Source organism: Pseudooceanicola sp. HF7 (assembly GCF_011806405.1).
Lineage (GTDB): Bacteria > Pseudomonadota > Alphaproteobacteria > Rhodobacterales > Rhodobacteraceae > Pseudooceanicola.
The window spans coordinates 1-17,464 of the sequence record NZ_JAATOW010000002.1 but is presented as its reverse complement, the minus strand read 5'-3'; the positions used below and the strand labels follow the sequence as shown (position 1 = coordinate 17,464).

General features: G+C 67.8%; 16 protein-coding genes. 6 read left to right on the top strand and 10 right to left on the bottom strand.

Annotated features, from left to right (window positions below; genetic code table 11):
* Position 1: 1 nt before the first annotated feature.
* From HCZ97_RS00850 to HCZ97_RS00820, 7 genes are read right to left on the bottom strand one after another with little or no spacing between them, the layout of a single operon-like run.
* Positions 2 to 988, bottom strand: coding sequence for an FAD:protein FMN transferase (locus tag HCZ97_RS00850; RefSeq protein ID WP_217701707.1), 987 nt, complete (start codon positions 986 to 988; stop codon positions 2 to 4).
* A gap of 2 nt (positions 989 to 990) precedes the next feature.
* The gene (gene nqrF / locus HCZ97_RS00845) at positions 991 to 2,217 is read right to left on the bottom strand and encodes an NADH:ubiquinone reductase (Na(+)-transporting) subunit F (RefSeq protein ID WP_167686766.1); all 1,227 of its coding nucleotides are present in this window, start codon (positions 2,215 to 2,217) and stop codon (positions 991 to 993) included.
* Positions 2,214 to 2,825: an NADH:ubiquinone reductase (Na(+)-transporting) subunit E gene (nqrE, locus tag HCZ97_RS00840; RefSeq protein WP_167686765.1), complete on the bottom strand. Its 612-nt coding sequence runs from the start codon at positions 2,823 to 2,825 to the stop codon at positions 2,214 to 2,216. Before nqrE ends, nqrF begins: the two co-directional genes overlap by 4 nt.
* The gene (locus HCZ97_RS00835) at positions 2,825 to 3,487 is read right to left on the bottom strand and encodes an NADH:ubiquinone reductase (Na(+)-transporting) subunit D (protein WP_167686764.1); all 663 of its coding nucleotides are present in this window, start codon (positions 3,485 to 3,487) and stop codon (positions 2,825 to 2,827) included. The genes nqrE and HCZ97_RS00835 overlap by 1 nt, the downstream gene beginning before the upstream one ends.
* A 3-nt stretch (positions 3,488 to 3,490) precedes the next feature.
* Positions 3,491 to 4,291 carry an FMN-binding protein gene (locus HCZ97_RS00830; RefSeq protein WP_167686763.1) on the bottom strand — a complete coding sequence of 267 codons (801 nt, stop codon included), beginning with the start codon at positions 4,289 to 4,291 and terminating at the stop codon, positions 3,491 to 3,493.
* Complete coding sequence (locus HCZ97_RS00825; RefSeq protein WP_167686762.1) at positions 4,284 to 5,060, bottom strand: RnfABCDGE type electron transport complex subunit D; 777 nt, start codon at positions 5,058 to 5,060, stop codon at positions 4,284 to 4,286. The genes HCZ97_RS00830 and HCZ97_RS00825 overlap by 8 nt, the downstream gene beginning before the upstream one ends.
* The gene (locus tag HCZ97_RS00820; RefSeq protein WP_368484302.1) at positions 5,057 to 6,349 is read right to left on the bottom strand and encodes a Na(+)-translocating NADH-quinone reductase subunit A; all 1,293 of its coding nucleotides are present in this window, start codon (positions 6,347 to 6,349) and stop codon (positions 5,057 to 5,059) included. Before HCZ97_RS00820 ends, HCZ97_RS00825 begins: the two co-directional genes overlap by 4 nt.
* Positions 6,350 to 6,575: 226 nt before the next feature.
* On the opposite strand from HCZ97_RS00820, the gene HCZ97_RS00815 reads away from it, so the two are divergent.
* Positions 6,576 to 7,703, top strand: coding sequence for a cytochrome C (locus tag HCZ97_RS00815; protein ID WP_167686760.1), 1,128 nt, complete (start codon positions 6,576 to 6,578; stop codon positions 7,701 to 7,703).
* 316 nt (positions 7,704 to 8,019) lie between these two features.
* Here HCZ97_RS00815 and HCZ97_RS00810 read toward each other — a convergent pair whose 3' ends face one another.
* Both HCZ97_RS00810 and HCZ97_RS00805 read right to left on the bottom strand, forming a co-directional pair.
* Complete coding sequence (locus HCZ97_RS00810) at positions 8,020 to 8,625, bottom strand: alpha/beta hydrolase (RefSeq protein ID WP_167686759.1); 606 nt, start codon at positions 8,623 to 8,625, stop codon at positions 8,020 to 8,022.
* Between the two features lie 11 nt (positions 8,626 to 8,636).
* A complete protein-coding gene (locus HCZ97_RS00805) occupies positions 8,637 to 9,569 on the bottom strand; it encodes a VOC family protein (RefSeq protein WP_167686758.1) in 933 nt (310 codons plus the stop codon).
* Positions 9,570 to 9,957: 388 nt separating this feature from the next.
* Between HCZ97_RS00805 and HCZ97_RS00800 the strand changes: the two genes are divergently transcribed.
* The 5 genes from HCZ97_RS00800 to HCZ97_RS00780 all read left to right on the top strand — a co-directional run bounded on the left by HCZ97_RS00800 (position 9,958) and on the right by HCZ97_RS00780 (position 16,932).
* Positions 9,958 to 10,839, top strand: a complete 882-nt coding sequence (locus tag HCZ97_RS00800) for a glutamine amidotransferase family protein (protein ID WP_167686757.1) — start codon at positions 9,958 to 9,960, stop codon at positions 10,837 to 10,839.
* 3 nt (positions 10,840 to 10,842) lie between these two features.
* A complete protein-coding gene (locus HCZ97_RS00795) occupies positions 10,843 to 11,526 on the top strand; it encodes a GXGXG domain-containing protein (RefSeq protein ID WP_167686756.1) in 684 nt (227 codons plus the stop codon).
* Positions 11,526 to 12,851: an FMN-binding glutamate synthase family protein gene (locus HCZ97_RS00790; RefSeq protein ID WP_167686755.1), complete on the top strand. Its 1,326-nt coding sequence runs from the start codon at positions 11,526 to 11,528 to the stop codon at positions 12,849 to 12,851. Before HCZ97_RS00795 ends, HCZ97_RS00790 begins: the two co-directional genes overlap by 1 nt.
* 213 nt (positions 12,852 to 13,064) lie before the next feature.
* Complete coding sequence (gene glnT / locus HCZ97_RS00785) at positions 13,065 to 14,369, top strand: type III glutamate--ammonia ligase (RefSeq protein ID WP_167686754.1); 1,305 nt, start codon at positions 13,065 to 13,067, stop codon at positions 14,367 to 14,369.
* Positions 14,370 to 14,706: 337 nt separating this feature from the next.
* Positions 14,707 to 16,932, top strand: a complete 2,226-nt coding sequence (locus HCZ97_RS00780) for a DEAD/DEAH box helicase (protein ID WP_167686753.1) — start codon at positions 14,707 to 14,709, stop codon at positions 16,930 to 16,932.
* Between the two features lie 94 nt (positions 16,933 to 17,026).
* Here HCZ97_RS00780 and HCZ97_RS00775 read toward each other — a convergent pair.
* On the bottom strand, positions 17,027 to 17,464 hold a 438-nt coding region (locus HCZ97_RS00775; RefSeq protein WP_368484301.1), incomplete at its 5' end, for a DUF6635 family protein.

Sequence of the window (17,464 nt, the reverse complement as noted above, 5' to 3'; positions counted from 1 at the left end):
CTCACAGGCTCAGGGCGAAGGCGCCCGTGGTTTCGGCCCGGACCACACCATCCTGAACCCGCAGGAACAGGCTGTCGAGGCCGTGTGCACGGGCCAGCTGCGGCCCCGCCACGCCCCCCGCTGCCATCAGCGCCGTGGCCCAGCCATCCGCCTCCATCCCCGTGCCCGCCCGAACAGAGACGGAGGCGAGCGTGCCCGCCCCCACCGGCCGGCCCGTGGCCGGGTCGATGATATGGCTGTAGCGCTTGCCGGCCAGCTGGTAGCTGTTGTCCTTGATACCCGATGTGGCGATCGCCCCGCGCAGGGCCACCTGACCCACCAGCGACGCCCGCCCGGGCCGGGGATCTTCCACCCCGACCTGCCAGGGGCGCCCCGCCGGATGCAGGCCGCTGGCCCGCAGCTCCCCTCCGATTTCCACCAGGTGATCGCCAAGCCCCCGTGCCAGCAGAAGGTCCGATATACGGTCCAGCGCCCGGCCCTTGGCGATGCCGCACAGATCCAGGGTCAGACCGTCGCGGGCCTTGTCCAGGCGCGCGCCGTCGCAGGAAACCCCCTGCCAATCGGGGGCCGCTCCCTGCGCGATCGGGCCAAATCCCCAGCGGGCAACCTCCGGCCCCACCGTGGGGTCGAAGGCGCCACCGCTTGCGGCCGAAATCGACAGGGCAGCCTGCGTCACACGCGCCAGCTCCGGCCCCACGCCCATGGCGCCGGCAGGGGCCCTGTTGACCGCGCAAACCTCGCTGTCCGCCCGCCAGGGGGACATCTGCCGGTCAACCTCTGCCAGAAGCGCCTGGACCGGTGCGCGCAAGGGCGCAACCGCGACGCCAGAGGGCAGCACGATCCGCCATCCGGTGGCAAAGGCCCGATCGCTCAGGGTCACAACTGGCGAAGGCTCGGCCCGCACTGCGGGCGCGGCCAGAGCCAGCCCCATCGCGGCACTTGCGCGGGCAAGGAACAGGCGCCTGTCGGGGGAAACGGGGTGATCCATGGTCAGGCTCCGAAATCGTCGTTGAAGATGGAATGACGCTCCACCCCGAGGGACAGCAGGGTAGAGATCACGGCGGAAATCATCATCGGCGGGCCGCAAAGGTAGTATTCGCAGTCCTCCGGCACGGGATGCTTGCTCATCACGGCCCTAACGCGCTCATGAACAAAGCCGGTGGCCCCGGTCCAGCGATCTCCAGGCGCGGGATCGGACAGCGCGGGTTCCCAGGTGAAGCCGGGGTGGGCCGCGGCGATGGCATCGAACTCGTCCACGTAGAACAGGTCTATGGCCGACCGCGCGCCGTAGAAATAGCGCATCCGGCGTGGGGCCCCTGCCGCCACCTGCTCGTGGATGAGGGCGCGCAGGGGGGCCATGCCGACGCCGCCTCCGATGAAGACCATCTCGCGCTCTGTCGGCTGGGCGCGGAACTCGCCGTACGGGCCGGAGATATCCAGCCTGTCGCCAGCCCCCAGCGAAAAGATGTGGGACGACACCACCCCGGGCGGTATCCGGCCCTCCTGGCCCGGCGGCGGCACGGCCAGGCGAATGTTAAAGACCACGCGCCCCGCCTCCGTATCCTCGGGACGGTTGGCAATGGAATAGGCGCGGGTCACGGGCCGGGGCGAATGGCCCGTCAGCGTGCGCCAGCCGGAGTCGGTCCAGACCGGGGAAAAGGCCTTTGGCACTTCAATATCCGCGAAATCCAGCGCGTAGCCCGGCGCGGTGATCTGCATGAAATTGCCCGCGTGGTAGCTGAAGTCATGGCCCTCCGGCAGTTGCAGCACCAGTTCCCGGATCAGCGGGGCGAGCATGCGGTTGGAGATCACCTGGCAGGACAGCGTCTCGACCGAAAGCAGGTCCTCTGGCACGGTCACATCCACCGGCCCGCGCACCGTCACCTGGCAGGCCAGCCGCAGGTGATCGCGGCGTTCGCGGGCCAGCAGCACGCCCTTTTCGGTTGCCTGCGCCTCTCCGGCGCCTGCCCCCGTGGCATGGACCCGGCACAGACCACAGGTGCCATTGCCTCCGCAGCCCGCCGGAATGCCCAGGCCCGCGCCATGCAGGACGGACAGCAGGGTCTCTCCGCGCTGCGCGGCGATCTCAAGCCCGCCGTTCACGCGCACCAGCGCCGCCCCCTTCGGCACCAGGCGCGCGCGCGCCGCCAGCAGGGCCGCCGTGAGAAGCAGGATCAGAAGGATGATCACGACAGAGCCGATGAGGATCTCGATCATTGGGCCACCATCTGCGCGAAAGAGGAAAAGCCCAGCGACATCATGCCCGCGAGGATGAAGGTGATGCCCAGCCCCCGCAGCCCGTCCGGCAGATCCGCATAGCTCAGCCGCGACCGGATGGCCGACAGCATCACGACCGCAAGCGCGAAGCCGGCCCCGCTGCCCAGCCCGAAGACCAGGCTTTCGGACAGGTCGTAGCGGCGCTCAACCATGAACAGGCTGCCGCCAAGGATCGCGCATTGCACGGTCAGCAGCGGCAGGAAAACCCCGAAGGCCGCGTGGATCGCGGGGAAGAAGCGTTCGATCACCATCTCCAGCAACTGCACGGTGGCGGCGATCAGCCCGATGAAGGCCAGCAGGTTGAGGTAGGACAGGTCGATGTCCGGGCGCCCGGCCCAGCCCCAGGCCCCGGGGGCCAGAACGTGGCTGTAGATCAGCTGGTTGAGCGGCACGGTCAGCCCCATCACCCCGATCATGGCGATCCCCAGGCCCAGGGCCGTCGCCGGGCGCCGCGACAGGGCCAGGAAGGTGCAGAGCCCCAGGAAGAAGCTCAGCGGCATGTTCTCCACGAACATGGCATTCAGGAACAGGCGGCCCAGGTCCCCCATCAGCGCGGCTCCTGCGGCTCGGGGGGCGTGACCTCGGGCGCCTCGGCCTGCTCGGGCAGGACAGAGCGCAGGGCCCAGACCAGCCCACCCAGCAGGAAGAAGGCCGAAGGCGCCAGCAACATAAGCGACAGCGGCGTGAACCAGCCCCCCTCTTCCGCAAGCGGCAGCACCACGTGGCCCAGCAGCTTGCCCGCCCCGAACAGCTCCCGCAGGGCGGCGATCACGATCAGCACCAGCGAATAGCCCAACCCGTTGCCAAGCGCATCGACGACGGAAGGCAACACCGGGTTCGACCGCGCGAAGCTTTCCGTGCGGCCCAGCACCAGGCAGTTGGTCGTGATCAGCCCCACGAAAACCGAAAGCCGCTGGCTGATGTCGAAAAAATAGGCCTGCAGCACCTGGTCGATCACGATGACCAGGGAGGCCACGATGACGATCTGCACGATCAGCCGGATCGTGCCGGGGATATGGCGGCGGATCAGGCTGACGATGGCCGCCGACAGGACCAGCACGATGGTCAGCGACACCGACATCGTCAGCGCCGTGTCGAGCGAGGTGGTCACCGCCAGCGCCGAGCAGATGCCCAGGATCTGCAGCGTCACCGGGTTGCGCTCCAGCAGCGGGCCGGTCAGCGTGGCAAGAAGTCCTTCCCTGGCCAGCATGGCTCAGAACTCCCCCCGCTGGACCGCGTCGATCAGCGGACCGTACCCCATGGGCCCCAGCCAGAAGCGGATCATGCGCGTCATGGCATTGCCGGTCCGGGTGGCACCGGTGATCCCGTCCACCTCATAAGGACCGCCCGCAGGTCCCCGCGCCACGGCAAAACGCATCTCTCCGCTGGGATCCTGGTAGCGGGTACCGGCGAAATCGGCCTGCCAGGCGGGCTCGGTGATGCGCGCACCCAGGCCCGGTGTCTCAGATTGGTCGGTGATCGTGATGCCCGCGATGGTTTCCATGTCGCCTTCAAGCGCGATCATCGCCTCGATCGGGCCGTTGTAGCCCGCCCCGGCAATGGGCAGGACCATCAGCGCCACCCGGTCCTCTTCCCGCAGGATGTAGACCTGGGCGAAATCCGGGCGGCTGCCGATCCCGGCCAGGTCCTGTTCCGGGCTCAGCGGCGTCCAGCTGGAGGTATCAAGCAAGGTGGTCTCAAGGCTCTCGGGCGTGACCGCCTCCGCCGCCTGTCCGCGGTCCAGATCGATGACCAACGTGCTCAGGCTTGCCGCGTCACTGGCCGCCAGAAGATCGGCCATGCCGGGGATGGCCGAAAGCAGGGACTCCAGCCGCAGCTGCACCTCGGCGGCGCGGTTGGCGGCCTGGATCGGGCGCAGGATCACCGTGGCCCCGCTGACGAAGACCGCGCAGACCGCCGCCGTCAGGAAGGCCACGGCCACCGTCTTTGCGCGGCTGTCGTTGGGCAGCGCCAACAGGCGTTTCCAGGCATGGATCGGGTTCAGGTCAGCCATGTCGTTTCTTCCGTTTCAGGACCCAGAGGCCGATGGCGATCTCATCGAAGAGCGGCGCGGCAAGCGATGTGAAAAGCGCGGCAGAGACCGCCAGTTGCACCGGCGCGGCCCCCTCCCATGCCACCACGAAAAGCGTCACGAGACCGCCGTAAAGCAGCCCGTTCAGCCAGCGCCCCGGTGCGGTCGCCGCACTGGCCACGGGTTCGGCCACCAGCACCACGAGCACCACGGCAATGGCGGCGTAGCTGGCGGTGAAATCCACGCCAGCCAGCCAGGCCACGCCGAAGGCCAGGGCGGCCCCCAGCAGGATGCCCGGTGCCATCACGCCGAAGACCATGCCGATCAGCGCCGCGGGCAGCGCCGCCCAGCCGATCTGCACCGCCAGCTCCGGCCAGGGCGCGGCAGGATAGCCAAAGCCCATGAAAGCCAGCGTCACCACCGCCGGGTTCAGCACGTTGCGCCCCCAGCCGCCAAAGGCCAGTTCTGCCATGACGACCCCGAAACTGGTGGAAAGCACCAGCGCCGGCAGGCCCAGCTCCTGCGGGGCCAGCAGGGCCAGCGCCAGGGCCGTCAGTACGCCCGCGAAACTGGGCGGCTGGGCGCGCGCCAGCATCCAGACCAGGTGCCAGATCCCGGCCACGACCAGGAAGAAGACCAGCCGCCAAAGCCCCTCTGCGCCCGCCACCGAAAGCCAGGTCACCGCGATGGGAAAGATCGCCCCCAGCAGCACCAGGGCCACGGTCTCCCGGTCCCAGATCCCGCGGCTCATGCGACCTCCTCCTGCTCGATCCGCTCCAGCAGCCCGGCCAGCAGGGCCGATAGCGCGGGCTGCGCGCAGGTCACGTAATCCGCCAGCGCCAGGTCCTCGGGCAGCAGGGAAAGCACCCCAAGCCGGATCGCCGTCTCCGCATCCCCCGAAGACAGCGCGCGTAACAAAGGCATGGCCGCAACGCCCCCGCCAAGCGCTTGGTCCGCCGCGGCGGTCGGGATCAGCGGCAGCGGACGCGAGGCACGGCTGAGCGCGGAGCGGAACCAATGCGCGCCCTCCTTGCGCTCCCTGCGCACACGGGCCGTGACCTGCCGGTCCCCCGGGCGCAGCCAGCGCGCCTCTTGCCCCTCCAGAAGAGAGCCCGACAGGATCGCCGACGGACCGGGCCGCAGCAGGCCCCGGCAAAGCCCGCGCAGATCGGCCCAGGGCTGGGTGCGGATCAACCGCCCCTCCCGCAGGGCATCGCCGCTGACAGAGACCAGCCGCGTCTGTCGCAGGTAGCCGGTCTCAAGCAGTTCGCCGATGGCCAGCACGTCCTCTGCCCCGATATCCCAGACCGGCGCGCCCGGGCGTGCCGGGAAATGGCGATGCACCTGGACGCCGGCCAGCCCCTGCGGATGGATCCGGGGCACGGTCAGGATCTTCACGCGGCGGGGCAGGATGTTGCGGGCAATGACCTCCGCCCCGGCCTCCTGGCAGATAAGGACCGGCCCCTCTGTCAGTTGGGAAATCGCCCTCACGCCGATCTCGAAGGCCCGTTCGCCACCCGCGATGGCAAGCCGCGGATCGGCCGCCCCGGGCCGGGTATCGAGCACCATGACGCAAAGCGCTGCGGGCACTTCCGCGGGAAGTGGAAACCGCCCGAAAGGCCGCGAGCGGAAGGCCTGCCAGAGCCCGCTGTCCTGCAACAGGCGCCGCAGCGCCGCAGGCTCCTGCGCCGCGGCACCCGGGTCATGGCGATAGCGCCCTGCCCCGTCGTCGTGAAACAGCGCGATCCGGCGCAGCCGATGGCCCAGGTCCAGGTCCAGATGCGCCACCATGCCTGCCATCGGGGCGGTGATGGCGACCTCGGGATGACGGCGGAACCGGAACAGCGGCGCGCCCTGGGCCACGCTGTCGCCCCGCGCCACCAGCGGCTCTATGCGCAGGTCGTCCTCTGCGCTGGCCAGCAGCGCGGCCTCTTCAGAGATCCGCGTCTCGATCTCTGCGGGCTCCACCGGGGCCGGCGCATTGGCCACGGGCACATCCAGCCCCCGCGACAGGCCCCTTGCCCAAGCTTGTGTCCACACTCCCGGCACCTGCATCCCCATCCGCCAGCGGCGCCCCAATTTGGGCCGCCATTTTCATCGGCCTGTTTCGCCACCGGCAATAACAATCAGAATAACATTGTCAGCCATTCCACCAACTGCAATGATAAGCTTACTTCCTCATTGCAATTCATCAAGCGGTATTCCGATGCAAGACAGCGACCGATTCCGTAAATGCACCCTTTCCGCATTAGCCGCGGGGCTTGCCTTGACGCTGCTTGCATTCGCGATGACGCCGGCGCCCGCCACCGCGCAAGAGGGCGCTGACAGCGCCGATACCCTGCCCACATACGTCCTGCCGCCCAGTGGTCCCTTCTCTCCCGAGCGGGTCGAGATCCCGAATATGCGCGCCATTTCGGCGTGGATCCGCTCAGGCCATTCCGACGCCTCGTCAGAGGCTTTCAGCCATTGGAACGACGACGGGGAAATCCCCGCCCGCTGCGCGACCTGCCATGCCGGCGCGGGGTTTCGCGACTTCCACGGGCTTGATGGCACCGCGCCGGGCAGCATCGACGGGACCATCCCGGCCGGGGGTGTGGTGGATTGCGCAACCTGCCATGACCCCGGCCTGGGGGCCGTGACGCAGATCACCCTGCCCTCCGGCGTCGAGCACCCCGTCACCTCCGCAGAGGCCGCCTGCGTGACCTGCCACCAGGGCCGCGCCGCCGGCCAGACGATCACCGATGCGATTGCGGACAAGCCCCTGGACACCCCGGATGCAGAGCTTGGCGCGATCACGCCGCATTACGCCATCGCCGCAGCCAGCAGCCTGGGCAGCTACGGGGGCCTCGGCTTCCACTACCCGGACAAGAGCTATTCTGGGCGTTTTCTTCATGCAAAACCTGTGGATAGCTGCCTGTCCTGCCACAACCCGCACAGCCTTGAGGTGGCGCAGGACACCTGCCTGACCTGCCACCAGACCGGCCTGCCCGCTGATATCCGTATCTCTCGCGTCAGCTACGATGGCAGCGGCGACCTGGCCAAGGGCATCTCTGCGGATATCGAGGCCAACAGCCGCCTGCTGATGGACACAATCCTTGACTATGCCTCCCAGGTGGCCGGGCTTGCCGCCGTCTACGACGCGCACAGCCGCCCCTATTTCTTTGCCGATGCCAATGGCGACGGGCTGGCCGATCAGAAGGAGGGACGCCCCGTGGTCTATCCCAACTGGACGCCGCGCATGGTCCAGGCCGTCTACAACTACAAGGTCGTGACCTCGGACAAGGCCATCTTCGTGCACAACCCCCACTACGCGCTGGAGCTGCTCCATGACTCGATTGAGGATCTCTTGACCGCCATGGGCCGGGACGTGACCCAGACTGGCATCCAGCGGTGACACCACCGCCCGTTCTGGAGTATTCTCGAGAGCAATCAATTGGTTGAATTGATCAATTCAATATGTTCCTTTTGAATTACGGGACAGACACCAAAGATAACATTAATCTGCGACTCCGCATTAATTCGGAGACGCCGCGTGAATTATCGCGCGGCCTGGCGGATTCTGCTTTTCGAGCGCACAAAAACAGGGCGCGCATTTAATGCACGCCCTGCTCGTCGCCTCACTCTGTCAATAACCGTCGCGAAACGCCCGCCTTCCGAAGGCCACGTTCCAGCAGGCACCGGACCGTGACGCCCCGGCCCAAGGGCTCCCCTCACGCCGCCAGCAAGTCCCGCAGCGCGGTCAGCTCGCCCTGTTGCAGCTCATGTCCCCCGGCATGCACCTCCGTCGTGACCTCCGCGCCCTGGTCGCACAGCCAGGTCACCAGCGCCTCCGTCATCGGCCAAGGGCAGATCGGGTCACGGCGCCCCGCGGTCACCAGCACCCTGCGTCCCGCCAGCCCGGCCACCGGCGCGGGCGACCAGGGGATCAGCGGATGCAACAGGCCGATCCGGTTGAACAGCTCCGGCTGCTTCATCGCCACGGCTGCCAGGATATTGGCCCCGTTGGAATAGCCGTAGCCATAGACGGGCGTCTGCGGATACTCCGCCTTGTGCGCCGCCACGAAGCCCGCCATCCGCTCCACCCGCCGGGACAGGTCCTCCATGTCGTAGACCCCCTCGCCCGTGCGGCGGAAGAAGCGCAGCGCCCCCTGTTCAGAGACATCCCCCCGGGCCGAGATCACCCCCGCCCCCGGCAGGATCTGGCGCGTGATCTCGAAGAACTGGTGTTCATCCCCGCCCGTGCCATGAAAGGCAAAGACCAGCGGAGCACCGGCCTCGGGCGGCTGGATGAGCGCGTGATAGGCATCTTTGGTCATGTCGTTCCCCTTCAGCCTGCCAGCTCCGGCAGGACGTCCTCGATCTGGCTGCGGTATTGTTCATAGCGCGTGGGCAGCTTCAGCGCGGTCCCCAGGTTGGCGGTATCCTCGTCCCGGTCGAAACCGGGTTCATTGGTCGCCACCTCGAACAGCACCCCGCCCGGCGTGCGGAAGTAGATCGCCCAGAAGTAATCCCGGTCAATCACCGGCGTCACCTGGTAGCCCGTGTCCATCAGTGCCTGGCGGACCTCCAGCTGGGCGGCGCGATCTTCCACGGCAAAGGCGATGTGATGGACCGATCCCGCCCCCTGGCGCGCCGCGGCACTGCCCGGCAGGGCTTCGATATCGATGGTGTCGGCCGCATTGCCCCCTTCGATCACGAAGCGGGTCAGCCCCTTGTCCTCCCCGGCCTTCTGGTAGCCCATGAAGCCCAGCAGCTCTTCCGTGGCGCCCGCCTCGCGCAGCCGGAACCGGGCGCCGTGGAAGCCCAGGATGCCGACCTCTTCGGGAATGTCCTCTCCGGTCCAGGGGGTGCGCCCGCGCGGCGCGGTTTCGACCAGCGCGAAACCGTCCCCGTCCGGCCCTGCGAAGGACAGGCGCGCCTCTCCGAAGGCGGTCTCTCGCGCCATGCCGGTGACCCCGGCGGCGGCCAGGCGCTCCTCCCAGTAGTGCAAGGCACCGGGGGGCACGGCGAATTCCGTCACGCCGACCTCTCCGATCCCGCGCTTGCCGCGTGGCATGTCGCCAAACGGAAAATAGGTCATGACGGAGCCGGGCGTGCCGACCTCGTCCCCGTAGTACAGGTGATAGACCTCCGGCGCGTCGAAATTCACGGTCTTCTTCACCCGGCGCAGGCCAAGGATGTGGGTGAAGAAGGCATTGTTCTCATTGGCATCTGCGGCCATCGACGTGACGTGGTGCAGGCCCTGGATCTGGCGGATCATCTTGGGTCTCCTTGCAGGCTCTGAAAGCATCGGTTGCCGATCAAGATAGTCCGCGCACCGCCCTGCGGGAACAGCAGTGCTTTCGCATTTGCCTTTGCAGCCGGGAAAAGAATGACGCGCATGGACGAAACAAAGCCCTTTCGCGTCTTCCATGCGGTCGCCCGCCTGGGAAAGGAGCTGGGCCAGCAGCGGGGCGCTGGTCGCCATCCTCTCCGATTTCGCGGAAACCGCGGCGCGGGAAAACACCCCGCAAAGCTTTGACTGGGGGCAATGCCCAAGGGGTGGGCACCTCCGCCGAAGATTCACCAAAAGGAAACAAGTTTTCTTTTAAGGAAACACACGCCATGCTACCGCAAAACGGAAATTCCACCAGATTCGGAGGTTCGGAATGTGTGGCATCGTGGGTTTGTTTCTGAAAAGGGACGCGCTGCAACCGCAGCTTGGCCAGCTTCTGACAGAGATGCTGATCACCATGACGGATCGCGGCCCTGACAGCGCCGGGATCGCCGTCTACGGCGGTGAAGACGCCTTCAAGCTGACCGTGCAATCGGATGACCCCGCCGCCTTCGACGGGCTGGACACGGCCCTCTCCCAGGCCCTTGGCACGCCTGTCGAGATGCGCGTGATCTCCACCCACGCGGTGCTCACCCTGCCCCAGGAGCACGAAGGGCAGGCCCGCGCCGTCCTGGCTGACCGCGGACTGCGCCTGATGGGCGCCGGCACCTCCATGGAGATTTACAAGGAGGTCGGCCTGCCGCGCGACGTGGCCGACCGCTTCGGCATCCGCGCCATGTCGGGCAGCCACGGCATCGGGCACACCCGCATGGCCACGGAAAGCGCCGTGACCACGCTGGGCGCGCATCCCTTCTCTACCGGGCCGGACCAATGCCTGGTCCACAACGGCTCTCTCTCCAATCACAACGCCATGCGCCGCACCCTGACGCGGCAGGGCTTCCCTCCCGCGACCCAGAACGACACGGAGGTCGCCGCCTGCTACATCTCTTCGCGCCTGGCCGCAGGCGATGACCTGGGCGGCGCGCTAAAGGGCACGCTGGCCGACCTCGATGGCTTCTTCACCTTCGTCGTGGGCACGAAGAACGGCTTCGGCGTGGTCCGCGATCCCATCGCCTGCAAGCCCGCCATGATGGCCGAGACCGACGATTACGTCGCCTTCGGCTCCGAATACCGCGCGCTGGCCACCCTGCCGGGGATCGACCAGGCCCGCGTCTGGGAACCCGAACCCGCAACCGTCTACTTCTGGGAGCGCTGATCGATGCAGACCCTCGACCTGGCCACCATGCCCCTGCGCGAGGTGAACGCGCAGCTTCAGGGGCAGGCCCCCGACACCAACCAGACCCATTGGGTGATCGAGAACCCGCGCGGCGGCCATGCCATTGCCGCCGGTCTGACCACCCCGATCGAGGTCACCGTCAAGGGCTCCACCGGTTATTACTGCGCCGGCATGAACGAAGGGGCCACCGTGCACGTCGAAGGCTCTGCCGGGCCGGGCGTGGCGGAAAACATGATGTCCGGCACCGTGGTGATCGACGGCGACGCCAGCCAATACGCCGGGGCCACGGGGCACGGCGGGCTGCTGGTGGTGAAGGGCAATGCCTCCTCCCGCTGCGGCATCTCCATGAAGGGGATCGACATCGTCGTGCATGGCAACGTCGGCCACATGTCCGCCTTCATGGCGCAATCCGGCGCGCTGGTGGTGCTGGGGGACGCGGGCGATGCCCTGGGCGACAGCCTCTATGAGGCCAAGCTCTTCGTGCGCGGCGCGGTCAAAAGCCTTGGCGCGGATTGCGAAGAGAAAGAGATGCGGCCCGAGCATATCGCGCTGCTCACGGACCTGCTGGCCCGGGCCGGGGCCGATGCGAAACCCGAAGAGTTCCGCCGCTACGGCTCTGCCCGCAAGCTCTACCATTTCAACGTCGATCACGCGGGAGACTACTGATGGACCGCACCCCACGCACCCTGCCCCGCTACTCCGCCACCTTCTCGCCCGAGGCCCAGTCAGAGATCCGGCGCGCGGCGGCCACCGGCATCTACGACATCCGCGGCGGCGGCGCGAAACGGCGCGTGCCGCATTTCGATGACCTGCTGTTCCTGGGCGCCTCGATCAGCCGCTATCCCCTGGAAGGCTACCGTGAGAAATGCGCGACCAACGTGACGCTGGGCACGCGCTTCGCGAAAAAGCCGGTTGAGCTTGAGATCCCGATCACCATCGCGGGCATGTCATTCGGCTCTCTCTCCGGTCCGGCGAAAGAGGCGCTTGGCCGGGGCGCGACCATGGCGGGCACCTCCACCACCACCGGCGATGGCGGCATGACCGAAGAAGAGCGCGGGCATTCCGAAAAGCTGGTCTATCAGTACCTGCCCTCACGCTACGGGATGAACCCACGCGACCTGCGCCGCGCGGACGCCATCGAGGTGGTCGTGGGCCAGGGCGCGAAACCCGGCGGCGGCGGCATGCTGCTGGGCCAGAAGATCACCGAGCGTGTCGCGGGCATGCGCAACCTGCCCGAGGGGATCGACCAGCGCTCGGCCTGTCGTCACCCGGACTGGACCGGCCCCGACGACCTTGAGATCAAGATCCTTGAGCTGCGCGAGATCACGGGATGGGAGAAACCCATCTACATCAAGGTCGGCGGCGCCCGGCCCTATTACGATACCGCGCTGGCGGCCAAGGCGGGCGCGGATGTGATCGTGCTGGACGGCATGCAGGGCGGCACGGCGGCCACGCAGGATGTCTTCATCGAACACGTCGGCCTGCCCACGCTGGCCTGCATCCGCCCCGCCGTCCAGGCGCTTCAGGACCTGGGCCTGCACCGTGAGGTGCAGCTTGTGGTCTCCGGCGGCATCCGCACCGGCGCGGATGTGGCCAAGGCGCTGGCCCTTGGCGCGGATGCGGTCTCCATCGGGACGGCGGCACTGATCGCCCTTGGCGACAACGATCCCAAATGGGAGGCCGAGTATCAGCAGCTGGGCACCACCGCCGGGGCCTATGACGACTGGCACGAAGGGCGCGACCCCGCCGGCATCACCACCCAGGATCCGGACCTGATGGCCCGCCTTGACCCGATCGAGGCCGGACGCCGGTTGCGCAACTACCTTTCGGTGCTGACGCTTGAGGCACAGACCATCGCGCGCGCCTGCGGCAAGAGCCATGTGCACAATCTTGAGCCGGAAGACCTCTGCGCGCTGACGATGGAGGCCGCCGCCATGGCAAAGGTACCGCTTGCCGGTACAGACTGGTGGCCGGGCAAGCCGGGGTTCTGAAAGATGCGTGAAATCACGCACCCTACCCGCCGCGTAGGGTGCGTGTTCACACGCACCACCGGACACAACGGGGACCGAAGGTGGGTTACACCCACCGCCCGACCAACGACCACCCGGCACGGGCCGGGCATGACAACCCGCCGGGCGGCTCCGCCCGACGACCGTTCAAGAGGGCCGCAAGAGCCCCGCGACACGACAGGGAAAGGAACTGCCATGACCGACCTCGCTGCCTTCGCGCGTGACAAGGGCGTGAAATACTTCATGATCTCCTACACGGACCTCTTCGGTGGCCAGCGCGCCAAGCTGGTGCCCGCCGCCGCTATCGCGCAGATGGCAGAGGATGGCGCGGGCTTTGCCGGCTTCGCCTCATGGCTGGACCTGACGCCCGCGGATGCCGACATGCTGGCGGTGCCCGACCCGGCCTCCGTCATCCAGCTGCCCTGGAAACCCGATGTCGCCTGGGTCCCGGCCAATTGCGTCATGTCCGACGCCGGAGAGCTGGACCAGGCCCCCCGCAACGTGCTGCGCCGCCAGATCGCCCAGGCCGCCGACATGGGCCTGACCGTCAAGACCGGCGTGGAGGCCGAGTTCTTCCTGCTCCAGCCCGACGGCACCGCGATCTCTGACCCCCAGGACACCGCCGCCAAGCCCTGCTACGACCAGCAGGCGGTGATGCGGCGCTACGATGTGATCGCGGAGATCTGCGATTACATGCTGGAGCTGGGCTGGGAGCCCTACCAGAACGACCACGAGGACGCGAATGGCCAGTTCGAGATGAACTGGGCCTTCGACGAGGCCCTGGCCACCGCCGACAAGCACTCCTTCTTCAAGTTCATGGTCAAATCCGTGGCCGAAAAGCACGGGCTGCGCGCCACCTTCATGCCCAAGCCCTTGGCCGATCTCACCGGCAACGGCTGCCATGTGCATGTCTCTGTCTGGAACGCGGATGGCACCAATGCCTTTGCCGATGACAGCGCAGAGCTGGGGCTTTCCGCCGCCGGGCGCAACTTCCTGGGCGGGATCATGACCCATGCCACCGGCATGACCGCGATCACCAACCCCACCGTCAACAGCTACAAGCGCCTCAACGCCGCCGGCACGCTTTCCGGGGCGACCTGGGCGCCCAATACCGTGACCTGGACTGGCAACAACCGCACCCACATGGTGCGCGTCCCCGGCCCCGGACGGTTCGAACTGCGCCTGCCCGACGGCGCGGCCAACCCCTACCTGCTGCAGGCCGCCGTGATCGCGGCCGGCCTGTCGGGCCTGCGCGCCAAGGCCGATCCCGGCCCGCGCTCGGACTTCAACATGTACGCGGAGCCGGAAAAGGCGAAGGAAGCCGCGAAACTGCCGATGAACCTGCTGGATGCCATCCGCGCCTTCCGGGCCGACAGCGCCCTGACCGATGCTCTGGGCGAGGGTCTGTCCAGCGCCTACGTCAAGCTCAAGACCGATGAATGGAACGATTACGCCGCCCATCTCTCGGCCTGGGAAAGCGAACACACGCTGGACATCTGACCAGCCCTTCCGAAGCAGGACAGCCCGCCGGACCCCCACGCGCCCCCGCCCTGTCCCGGACAGCCGGGGGGCCCGCACTTATCCGATGCCCCGCCTGCGCCTCGCGGCATCCAAATGGCCGCTACGTCACCCGCCAGACCGCCATGGGGCGTTGACAGCGGCGCAAAACCGGCAGAAACCCCCGCTACGCTGCGTGAAAAGCGGCGCCGGCTGCGCTTTCGCCATATACTTCCCCCGCGTCTTTCGGTACAACCACTGGTCTCCCGTCCCTACGGCTGTCCCTTTCACGCCCTTCCCTTCCGGCGTCCCCGCCGCTTTCCATGGAACTTTCCCCGCTATGATCACTCCCCTGTCCGAAGCGCTTACCGAGCGCGGATATGACACACTCACCCCCGTCCAGGAGGCCGTGAGCGCACCCGATCTGGCCGGGTCTGACCTGCTGGTTTCCGCCCAGACCGGCTCTGGCAAGACGGTGGGCTTCGGCATCGCCATCGCCCCCACCCTGCTGGGCGAAGACACCCAGTTCGGCCCCGCCGCCGCGCCCCTGGCGCTGGTCGTCGCGCCGACCCGCGAACTGGCCTTCCAGGTCATGAGAGAGCTCGACTGGCTCTATTCGCGCACCCGCGCCATCGTGACCTCTTGCGTGGGTGGCATGGACATGCGCCAGGAACGCCGGGCGCTGGACCGCGGCGCGCATATCGTCGTCGGCACGCCGGGCCGCCTGCGCGACCACATCGAACGCGGCTCCCTCGACCTCAGCGAAATCCGCGCCGTTGTCCTGGACGAAGCCGATGAGATGCTTGACCTGGGCTTCCGCGAAGACCTGGAATTCATGCTGGGCGAAGCGCCCGAGGAAAAGCGCACCCTGCTCTTCTCCGCCACCGTGCCGCCGATGATCGCCACCCTGGCAGAGAAATACCAGCGCAACGCCAAGCGCATCAGCACCATCAGCAAGAACGACCAGCACGCCGACATCTCCTATCAGGCGCTGCGCGTCGCGGCCTCGGACAGCGAACACGCGATCTTCAACCTGCTGCGCTTCCATGACCAGGAAAGCGCCATCGTCTTCGCCAATACCCGGGCAGAGGTGAACCACCTCTCCGCGCGGCTGGCCAACCGGGGCCTGGCGACCGTCAGCCTGTCGGGTGAGCTCAGCCAGACCGAACGGACCCATGCGCTGCAAGCCATGCGCGATGGCCGCGCCCGCGTCTGCGTCGCCACCGACGTGGCAGCCCGCGGCATCGACCTGCCCAACCTGAACCTGGTGATCCACGCCGATCTGCCCAGCAACACCGAAGGCCTGCTGCACCGCTCTGGCCGTACGGGCCGCGCCGGGCGCAAGGGCATCTCTGCCCTGATCGTCCCGCCGCGTTCCGTCAAGAAGGCAGAGCGCCTGCTGAAATGGGCCAAGATCACCGCCGAATGGACAGAGGCCCCCTCGGTCGAGGATATCCTGCGCAAGGACGAAGAGCGCCTGCTCTCCGATCCCGCCTGGAACGAGGCCCCCACCGAAGAACAAAGCGCCTTTGCCGCCAAGCTGCTTGAGCTGCACAGCCCCGAAGCCATCGCGGCGGCCTACCTGCGTCTCTACCAGGCCAACCATTCCGCCCCGGAAGAGCTTCAGGCGCCCGATACCAAGGCCGCGCCCCGCGCGCCGCGCGATTTCGGCCCCAGCCGCTGGGTCTCGCTCTCTGTCGGTCACGACGACCGGGCAGAGGCGCGCTGGATCCTGCCGCTGCTCTGCCGCGCCGGCAACATCGACAAGACCGCCATCGGCGCGATCCGCGTGCAAAAGGGCGAAACCTTCGTGGAACTCTCCGAACCCAGCATCGACGGCTTCATGTCGACGCTGGGGGCGGACGGCGTCCTTGAAGAAGGCATCGCCGCCACGCTGCTGGACAGCCCGCCCAACCTTCCCGCGCCCAGCCGCGGCCCGCGCGACGATCGCTCCGGCCCCCGTGGCCCGCGCGGCTCCGGTCCCAAGTCCGGCCCGCGCTCCGGCGGCCCCAAGTCGGGCATCCACGAAGCAGGCCGCGACACCAGCCGCGACAAGCCGGGTGTTTTGGGTGGCGACAAGCCGCGCGAGCAGTCCGGCCCGCGCAAGGACTACGGCGAAGACCGCAAGCCCCGCCACAAGGCCCCGCGCGAAGAGGCCGCCCCCGAACGCCTGCCCACCGAAGGGGCGGTCAAGGCAAAGGCGCCTGCGCCCGCGTCCAAGCCGAAATCGGATGGCTACAAGCCCAAGTCCGACGGCTACAAATCCAAGTCCGATGGCTACAAGCCCAAGTCGGATGGCTACAAGTCCGGCCCGAAATCCGGCGGCAAGCCCTTCGGCAAACCGGGTGGCAAGCCTGCCGGCAAGCCGGGCGCGAAACCGGCCGGCAAATCCTTTGGCAAGCCGGGCGGCAAACCCGCCGGTGCCGGCAAGCCCAAGGGCAAGCCCGCTGCCGGGAACGACGCCCGCGACAGCTCCAAGCGGTTCACCCCGCCGGGCAAGGCAAAGGCCGCACCGCGCAAGCCCCGCGCCGGTGGCGACGCTCCGCCCCGCCGCAGCAAGAGCTGAGCCCGGCCTAGGCGCGCCTCACCCCTTGACTAGCTGACAAACGAAGACCCCGCGCCACCCGGCCCGGGGTCCTTTTTTGCACGCGATAGCCGCTTCAGCGAAAATGCCGGAACAGGCCCGATCCGATGTCCACCAGGTCCAGCAGCCGCGCATAGAAATGTTCGCGCGCGGCAAAGGGCCTGGGGGTCGCCCCGCCAAGGTCGCGCTCCAGCGCATCCACCAGCCGGTTCAGCCGCGCCCTGTGCAGCCCCAGGCGGGCCTGCAGGGGATCGGCCAGGATGCCGGCAAAGGCCGTGACCACGGAAGCCAGCGCTAGCAGCAGGACCAGCGTCACCGCCACCTGCCAGCCCGTCGCCGCCACCGGAAAGGCCCCGTACCAAAGCGCCCCCAGCCCCGATCCCAGCGGGAAGGTCGCAATGGCCGCATCCTGCACGAAGCCATTGGCCAGGTTCGGCGCGACAGACAGCATCCCCGGCGTCAGCCGATGGAACATCCAGGCCCCGAAGGCGACGGTCAGCAGCGCCGTGGTCAT

Coding starts and splice junctions, on each gene's coding strand:
- HCZ97_RS00850 (WP_217701707.1), bottom strand. CDS start 988: ATGGATCACCCCGTTTCCCCCGACAGGCGCCTGTTCCTTGCCCGCGCA.
- nqrF (WP_167686766.1), bottom strand. CDS start 2,217: ATGATCGAGATCCTCATCGGCTCTGTCGTGATCATCCTTCTGATCCTG.
- nqrE (WP_167686765.1), bottom strand. CDS start 2,825: ATGGGGGACCTGGGCCGCCTGTTCCTGAATGCCATGTTCGTGGAGAAC.
- HCZ97_RS00835 (WP_167686764.1), bottom strand. CDS start 3,487: ATGCTGGCCAGGGAAGGACTTCTTGCCACGCTGACCGGCCCGCTGCTG.
- HCZ97_RS00830 (WP_167686763.1), bottom strand. CDS start 4,291: ATGGCTGACCTGAACCCGATCCATGCCTGGAAACGCCTGTTGGCGCTG.
- HCZ97_RS00825 (WP_167686762.1), bottom strand. CDS start 5,060: ATGAGCCGCGGGATCTGGGACCGGGAGACCGTGGCCCTGGTGCTGCTG.
- HCZ97_RS00810 (WP_167686759.1), bottom strand. CDS start 8,625: ATGACCAAAGATGCCTATCACGCGCTCATCCAGCCGCCCGAGGCCGGT.
- HCZ97_RS00805 (WP_167686758.1), bottom strand. CDS start 9,569: ATGATCCGCCAGATCCAGGGCCTGCACCACGTCACGTCGATGGCCGCA.
- HCZ97_RS00800 (WP_167686757.1), top strand. CDS start 9,958: ATGTGTGGCATCGTGGGTTTGTTTCTGAAAAGGGACGCGCTGCAACCG.
- HCZ97_RS00795 (WP_167686756.1), top strand. CDS start 10,843: ATGCAGACCCTCGACCTGGCCACCATGCCCCTGCGCGAGGTGAACGCG.
- HCZ97_RS00790 (WP_167686755.1), top strand. CDS start 11,526: ATGGACCGCACCCCACGCACCCTGCCCCGCTACTCCGCCACCTTCTCG.
- glnT (WP_167686754.1), top strand. CDS start 13,065: ATGACCGACCTCGCTGCCTTCGCGCGTGACAAGGGCGTGAAATACTTC.
- HCZ97_RS00780 (WP_167686753.1), top strand. CDS start 14,707: ATGATCACTCCCCTGTCCGAAGCGCTTACCGAGCGCGGATATGACACA.